The organism is Kineococcus siccus (assembly GCF_009906795.1).
Lineage (GTDB): Bacteria > Actinomycetota > Actinomycetes > Actinomycetales > Kineococcaceae > Kineococcus > Kineococcus siccus.
On record NZ_JAAALN010000201.1, the window covers coordinates 1 to 7,770 of the forward strand.

General features: G+C 76.4%; 6 protein-coding genes. 5 read left to right on the plus strand and 1 reads right to left on the minus strand.

The features are described 5' to 3' along the window. The 5 genes from GTR02_RS17685 to GTR02_RS17705 all read left to right on the plus strand — a co-directional run. Nucleotides 1–1,803, plus strand: a 1,803-nt coding sequence (locus GTR02_RS17685) for a hypothetical protein (protein WP_166608804.1), incomplete at its 5' end; no start/stop codon positions are given. Then, on the plus strand, nt 1,800–2,636 hold the full coding sequence (locus tag GTR02_RS17690; RefSeq protein WP_166608805.1) for a hypothetical protein: 837 nt from the start codon (nt 1,800–1,802) through the stop codon (nt 2,634–2,636). The genes GTR02_RS17685 and GTR02_RS17690, both read left to right, overlap by 4 nt. Next, nucleotides 2,633–3,802, plus strand: a complete 1,170-nt coding sequence (locus GTR02_RS17695) for a glycosyltransferase (protein WP_166608806.1) — start codon at nt 2,633–2,635, stop codon at nt 3,800–3,802. Before GTR02_RS17690 ends, GTR02_RS17695 begins: the two co-directional genes overlap by 4 nt. After that, a complete protein-coding gene (locus GTR02_RS17700; protein WP_166608807.1) occupies nt 3,799–5,001 on the plus strand; it encodes a glycosyltransferase in 1,203 nt (400 codons plus the stop codon). Before GTR02_RS17695 ends, GTR02_RS17700 begins: the two co-directional genes overlap by 4 nt. Nucleotides 5,002–5,115: 114 nt before the next feature. Beyond that, complete coding sequence (locus GTR02_RS17705; RefSeq protein ID WP_166608808.1) at nt 5,116–6,615, plus strand: glycoside hydrolase 5 family protein; 1,500 nt, start codon at nt 5,116–5,118, stop codon at nt 6,613–6,615. 41 nt (nt 6,616–6,656) lie between these two features. Here the strand turns inward: GTR02_RS17705 and GTR02_RS17710 are convergent. Further along, the coding region (locus GTR02_RS17710; protein ID WP_166608809.1) for a cellulase family glycosylhydrolase at nt 6,657–7,770 on the minus strand (1,114 nt) is incomplete at its 5' end.

Genomic DNA, 7,770 nt, shown 5'->3' on the forward strand with positions numbered 1-7,770 from the left:
GCGGCGCCCCGTCGCCGCCGCGTCCCGCTCGCCGGCCCCGCGCTGCTCGCCATGGCCCTGGGCCTGCTGTCGATGGCCTTCGCCGTGGACCGCGCGCGCTCCACGGGCGACGACGGCGGCATGACGCAGGTCCTCTGGGAGCTCGGCCTCGCCCTCGTCGTCGCGCCCGCGGCCCTCGTGGTGGCGTGGCCCCGCGTGCCCGCCGCGACCCGCACGGGGATCGCGCTGGCCGCCGTGCTGGCGCTGCAGCTGAGCCGGACGGTGCTGTACCCGACGCGGTTCATGTTCCACGACGAGCTGCTGCACGCGAACCTGCTGCGGATCATCGGGGACTCGGGCCGGCTGTTCCAGACCAACCCCCTGCTGCCGATCACGTCGTACTACCCGGGGCTCGAGGTCGTGACCGACGGCGTCCGCGACCTGACGGGGCTGGGCGCCCACACCAGCTCCGTGCTGGTCCTGCTCGCGGCGCGCCTCGTGCTCGGCCTCGGCATCGTCCTCGTCGTGACGCGCCTGACCCGCTCGCCGCGGGCCGGCGCGATCGCGGTCGTGGTCTACGCCTGCAACCCGCAGATGCTGTTCTTCAACTCGCAGTTCTCCTACCAGACGCTGGCGCTGCCGCTCGCGGTCCTGACCGTGGCGCTGTTCCTGTCCCGCGACCGGACCCGGCGACGGGGCCTGGTGCTGCCCGTCCTGGCCCTCGCGGCCGTCGTCGTCACCCACCACGTCACGGCGGCCCTGCTCGTCCTCGCCTTCGTCGTGTGGTTCGCGCTGGAGCTCGTCGTGCGCCGGAGCCGGCCGAACGAGGCCCGCGCGCTGGGCGTCGTGACCGGGACGGGGATCGTGCTGTTCGGCGTGATGCTCACCAACCCCGGCAACACCCTCACGAGCTACCTCGGCTCGATCGTCACCAGCTCCTCCTCCGACCTGTCCTCGCTGTTCGAGGGCCGGCAGACCAAGGCGCTGTTCGCGAACACCGCCGGCGTCGGGCCGGCGCCGTGGGAGCAGGTGCTGCTCATCGGCGCGCTGGTCGTGACCGTGGCGGCGCTGCTGCCGTCGCTGCTGGCCGCGCGGGCCTGGTTCCGCGCCCGCCACACCGCCGCAGTGCTGCTCGTCCTGGTCGCCGTGCTCTACCCGGTCATCCCCGGCGGCCACGTCGCGCGGGCGACCGCCGAGGTCGGCGACCGGGCGGCCGGGTTCGTGTTCCTCGGCGTCGCCTTCGTCGTCGCGTGGTGGTTCGCCCGGCACGCGCCGACCCGCCGGCGCGCCGGGATCTTCGGCGCCGCAGCCACCTTCACCTTCCTCGGCGGGGTCGTGCTCGGGTCGGGGACCGTCGCCGCGCAGCTGCCCGGGCCGTTCCTCGTCTCCGCCGACGCCCGCAGCGTCGACGCCGACAACCTCGCGGCCGCCGACTGGCAGGCCACGGCGCTGCCGCCGGACAGCCGCATCTACGCCGACCGCGTCAGCGGCCTGCTGGCCGCGGCCGACGGCGGGCAGTTCACCGTCCGGCACATCTCCACGGAGATCGACGCCTCCCGCCTGATCCTCAGCCCCGACTTCGGCGACGAGGACGTCCGGCTGATCCGCGAGGCCGGCATCCGCTACGTGGTCGTCGACCGGCGCGACGCCTTCGGGCTGCCCAACCAGGGCGTGTACATCGAGAGCGGCGAGTTCGGCTCGGACGGGCGCACGACGCCCGTGCCCGCCGCCGCGCTGCAGAAGTTCGACGACGTGAAGGGTGTGGACCGCATCTACGACAACGGCTCGATCTCCGTCTACGACGTCTCGGAGCTCGGCCGGTGAGCGCGCCGACGATCGAGGCTCCGCCCGCCCCCGCGGGCACCGTGCGCCCGCCCGGTGCCGTCCTCGCCGCGGTGCTCGTCGTGCTGGCCGCGGCCGGCGTCCTGATCGACCTGCCCGCCACCGTGCGGGCCCCCCTGACGCTGCTGGCCGTGGCCGCCACCGCCACGCGGCTGTCCCGCCACCGCCGGCGCGGCGGGCTGGACGCCCTCCTCGTCGCGGTCGGCGGCAGCCTGGTCGTCATCGCCCTCACGGGGATGCTGCTCGGCCTGAGCCCCGCGGGGCTGCACCCCGGCAGCTGGGCGCTCGCCCTCGCCGTCCTGGCGCTCGTGGCCCTCGCGGTGTCCGCGCTGCGCCCGCCGGCGCTCGCGCCGCAGGAGGAGCCCGCGCGCGACGCCGTGCGCCCGGGCGCGGACCCGTCCGACGCCGTAGGGTCTGGCGCCGTGCGGTCCCCGGGCGACGTCGGTGACGAGCGCCGTCGCGCCCTGCTGCGCACGGCCCCCTGGGCGGCCGTCGCGGTCGCGGTCACGGTCGTCGCGCTGGTCGTCTCCGTGCGCAGCACGTCCGAGGGCGAGGTGACGCCCGTGCAGATGTCCCTGGCCGGGCTGTCGGGCACCCAGGCCGTCGTCGTCGTGTCGGCCCAGGAGGCCACGGGGCCGCTGGAGCTGCGCACGGACCCGGGTGACGGCTCCGCGGTCACCTACCCGCTGTTCAGCGTGCCCGCCGACGGCACGGTCTCGACGACGGTCGTGGTGCCCAGCACCGGCCGCGTCGTGGTGACGATCAGCAACCCCGGCCAGGTCCGGCCGCTGCGCACCCTGGTCGTGAACCGGTGACCGCCCCCGCCGACGTCACGCCCGTGACCGGCCGGGGCGGGCGCCGGCCGCGCGTCCTGCAGGTCGTGCAGCGCTTCTTCCCCGAGATGGGCGGGCTCGAGACGCACGTCGCCGAGGTCGCCTCGCGGCTCGCCGCGACGGGCGAGTTCGACCTGACGGTGCTGGCCACCGACCGCAGCGGCACGCTGCCGCGGTCGGAGACCGTCGCGGGCCTCGACGTGGTGCGGCGTCGCTCGTACCCGCGCGAGGGCGACCTGTACCTGTCGCCGGGGCTGCCCGCGGTCGTCGCCCGCGGCGACTGGGACCTCGTCCACGTGCAGGGCGTCAACACCCTGACGCCGCCGCTGGCCATGCTGGCCGCGGTCGCGTCCCGCACGCCCTTCGTCCTGACCTTCCACAGCGGCGGGCACTCCTCCTCGCGGCGCACCGCGATGCGCGACACCCAGTACCGGGTGCTCGCGCCGCTGCTGCGCCGCGCGCAGCGGCTCGTCGCCGTCAGCCGGTTCGAGCGGTCCGCCTTCGCCGCGGTCACCGGGCTGCCCGAGGACCGGTTCAGCGTGATCCCCAACGGCGGCGCGCTGCCGCCCTCGCCGAGCGGGGCGTCGCCCGTGCCCGGCCGCATCGTCTCCAGCGGCCGCCTCGAGCGCTACAAGGGCCACCACCGGGTCGTCGACGCGCTGCCGCTGGTGCGCGCCCGCGTGCCCGGGGCCACCCTCGTCGTGCTGGGCGCGGGGCCGTTCGAGGGGGAGCTGCGGGCCCGCGCCGCGAGCCTCGGCGTCGCCGACGCGGTGACGATCCGCTCGCTGCCGCCCGCGGACCGCGCCGCCATGGCGCAGGAGCTGTCCGCGGCGGGCGTCATGGCCGCGATGTCCGACTACGAGGCCCACCCCGTGGGCGTCATGGAGGCCGTCACGCTCGGCCTGCCGGTCGTCGGCGCCGACGTCGCGGGCATCGGCGACCTCGTCGAGGACGGCCTGGTGCGCGGCATCGCGCCCGACAGCTCGCCGCAGGCCCTCGCGGACGCCCTCGTGGCGGAGCTGCAGGCCGTCGCCGCCCGCGGCGGCACGCCGCACCAGCCGCGCGCCCTGGACCTGCCGACCTGGGAGACCAGCGCCGCGGCCACGGCCGAGGTCTACCGCACGGCCCTGCGCGCGGTCCGGCGGTGAGCGGCCCCGCGGTGCCGCGCACGACCACGGCGACCACGGCGGCCAGACCCCCGGCGGCCAGACCCGCGGCGGCCAGACCCCCGGCGGCGGGCCGGCCCCTGCGGGTCGTCCACGTCATCACCACCCTCACCACGGGCGGCGCGGAGCGGCAGCTGGAGCTGCTCGTGCAGCGCACCGCCGCCGCGACCGCCACGGTGTGCCTGTACGAGGCGGGGCCCGTCGGCGACGCCATGCGCGCGCGGGGGGACCGCGTGCGCGTGCTCGGGATGGCGGGCTGGCGCAAGCCCCTGGCCGTGCTCCGGCTCGCGCGCGTCCTGCGCGCCCACGCCCCCGACGTCGTCCACGTGCACCTGCTCGCCGCCCAGCTGTGGGGGATCCCCGCGGCCCGCATGGCGGGCGTGCGCGTCGTCGTCTCCAGCGAGCACTCCCTCATGGCGGACACCGTCGAGGGCCGGCCGCACGCCTGGTGGCTGCGGCTGCTCTACCGGGGCCTCGAGCGCGCCGCGACCCACACCGTGGCCGTGTCCGAGACGACGGCCGAGCGGCTCGTCGGCTGGGGCGTCCGGCGCGACCGGATCACGGTCGTGGACAACGGCATCGACGTCGACGCCCTGACCCCCGCGCCGGCGGACCGCGCCGCCGTCCGGTCCGAGCTCGGTCTCGCCGACGACGACGTGGCGCTCGTGGTGGTCGGCCGGCTCGACCCCGTCAAGCGCGTCGACGAGGTGCTGCGCGCGTGCGCCCCCCGGCTGGCCGCCGGCGGGCACGTCCTGCTCGTCGCGGGTGCGGGGTCGCTGCTGGGCGACCTGCAGGCGCTCGCCGCCGACCTCGGCGTGTCCCACGCCGTGCGCTGGCTCGGCCCGCGCGGCGACGTGCCGCGCGTGCTCGCGGCTGCGGACGTCGCGCTGAGCGCCTCGCGCGACGAGACGTTCGGGATGGCCGTCGTCGAGGCCGTGGCGAGCGGTCTGCCCGTCGTCTTCGTCCAGTGCCCCGCGCTCACCGAGCTGTCCGCCGTGCCCGAGGGGGCCGTGGAGGTCGCGGGCGGCCCGGACGGGCTGCGCGCCGGGCTCGACGAGCTGCAGCGGCGCGGTCTGCACCGCCGCGACGTGCCGGCCGAGCTGAGCCTGCGCTACGGGGCGGCCGCCGCCGCGTCCGCGGTCGACGCGCTGTACCGCCGGCTCCTGGCGCACCGGAGCTGACGGCCCGCCGGGCCCTGGGCCCGGGTCCGTCCCCGCACCCCGGCCCCCCGGGCCGGCACCGGCTCCCACCGCTTGCGCGCTCAAGGACCGGCCGGGACGGGTCGATCCAGGAGGGTGGCCTCCCGTCGTCCCCTCGCCCCCGTCCTGCGCGGCGCGCGCCTGCTCGTGGCCGCCCTCGCGGCGCTCGTCGTCGTCTCCGGTCTCGCGGTGACCGCGCCCCGCGCGGACGCCGCGGGCGCCCCCGCGAAGAGCTTCGTGCAGCGCACCGGGTCGACGCTGACCCTGGACGGCGCGCCGTTCCGGTTCTCCGGGACCAACATCTACTGGCTCGGCCTCGACGACAACGTCCGCGACGCCGCGGGGGCACCGACCTACCCGTCGAAGTTCCGCGTGGAGGACGCGTTCCGCGCCGCCCAGGCGTCGGGGGGCACGGTCGTGCGCACCTGGGGTGGCCTGGTCGGCTGCGCGCGGTGCATCCAGCCGGCCCCGGGGGTGTTCCAGGCCGGCGCGTTCGACTCCCTGGACTTCGCCGTCGCGACGGCGGCCCGCTACCGCCAGCGCCTCATCATCACGCTGGTCGACAACTGGGACTACTACCACGGCAACAAGTCGACCTTCTCGTCGTGGCGCGGGCTCCCGGAGTCGGCGTTCTTCTCCGACCCCACCGTCATCGCGGACTACCAGGCCTACATCTCCCACGTCGTGTCGCACGTGAACCCCTACACGGGCCTGCGCTACGCCGACGACCCGACGATCATGGGGTGGCAGACCGGCAACGAGATGTGGTGCCAGACCTGCGCCGGCAACTTCTGGGACGGTTCCTGGACCCGCGCGGTGGCCGACCACATCGAGCGGGTGGCGCCGCGGCAGCTCGTCGTCGACGGGCACGGCACCGACCCGGCGTGCCGCACGGACTGCCTGCACGAACCCAGCCTCGACATCGCCTCCGTCGACATCGTCGACGACCACTTCTACCCGATGCAGCTGGACCGGGTCCGCTCGTCGGCCGCGACGGCGCTCCGGCACGGCAAGGCCTACCTCGTGGGGGAGTACGCGTGGAACGGCGCGCAGGGCGGGGAACCCCTGGCCGCGTTCCTCGACGCCGTGCGCACGAGCGGCGCGGCGGGGGCGCTGACGTGGTCCGTCGTGCCGCACCACGACACCGCCGGGTTCGTCGACCACGACGACGGCTACCAGTACTTCTTCCCGGGCCGCACGGCCGACGAGCGGGCGCGCACCACGACGCTGCAGGCGTTCGCGCGCGCCATGGGCGCACCGGAACCCCCGCGGTGGGCCGTGCCCCCGACGCCGTGCGGGCTCTCCGTCAGCCGCACCGCGACCGGGCACGCGCTGAGCTGGCGGGGCGCGAGCCCCGCGGTGGCCTACGTCGTGCAGCGGCTCGACCGCTCGACGCCGGGCGCGACGTGGCAGGACGTCACCTGGCACGCCACCGACCAGCGGGTCGCCCGCGGTCCGCTGTTCACGGACACCTCCGTCACGGCGCGGCTGTCGCCCGTGCTGGCCTACCGGGTCGCGGGCCTGTCGGCCACGCGCGTCCTGGGGGCGTGGTCGGCCGGCGCCGACACCGGCACCCGCACGGCCTGCGCCGGCTGAACCCCGGCCGGGTCGCCCGGCGTCGGGTCCCCCGGCCGGGGTCAGAGGGTCGCGGCGGCCCGCCGCAGCACGGCGAAGGACGGGTCGCGGTCGGCGCGCACGAGGTCGTAGCCGTCCGTCGCGGTCGAGCTGTAGTGCCAGACGAGGTACCCCGCGGCGCCGACCTCGAGCGCCGCGGACACCTTGGCCTGCAGCAGGTCCGCGCGGCGCTGGCGCCCGGCGGCGTCGGTCGCGAGGATCCCCGCCTCACCGACGACGATCGGCTTCTCGATCTCGGCGGCGATCGCGAACGAGCAGGCGATCGGCGCGGACCTGCTCGCGCACCCGGCGGAGTCCGTGCGCGGCAGGGTGGTTCCCTGCGCCCCGGGCAGCGCCTCGGTGTCGGAGCCGTAGCGCGCCCAGTCGTGGACCTCGACGAAGTCGAGCCCCTCCTGGTTGTAGACCTCGCGGAAGTCGGGGCCGCTGCCGCCGGGCGCACCGTTGCCCTGCGTCCCCAGCGTGACGAGGTGGTTCGGGTCGGCGTCGTGCAGCACCGCGGAGACGTCACCCGCGAAGCTGACCAGGGCGGAACGGCCCTCGGCGTCGCGCTCGTCGGTCTCGGCCTCGTTGACGATCATCCAGGCGACGATGGTCGGCTCGTCGCGGTAGTGGGTGGCGATCGCGCGCGCGTAGTCCCGCAGCGAGAGCTGCGCGTCCCCGTAGGGACGCAGGTACCCGCTGGAGAAGTAGCTCCCGCCGTCGGCCTCGGCGAGCGGCGTCCCGGGTTCGCCCGTGCTGCAGTCGCCGGGTCCGTCCTCCAGGACCGGGACCAGCCGGACGCCGGCCCGGCGCGCCGCCTCGACGACGCGGTCGACCGCGCTGAAGTCGCGGCCGGAGTCGGTGTAGGTCTGGTAGGCCCAGAAGCGGACGACCGTGACCCCGGCCTGCTCCCGCAGCCAGCGGAAGTGGTCCTCGAGGTCGTCGGTGGGGATGCGCGACGCCGGCCGGCAGGAGTACCGGTCGCTGGCCGCGGCGTCGTAGAGGTTCGCGCCGACGAAGCGGAACGGCTCCCCGTCGAGCTGGAGCTGGCGACCGTCGCGCGTGACGAAGCCGTCGCTGCGGGAACCGCACGCCGTGAGGGCGGCGAGCACGAGCAGCAGGGCGAGGAGGGGGGCC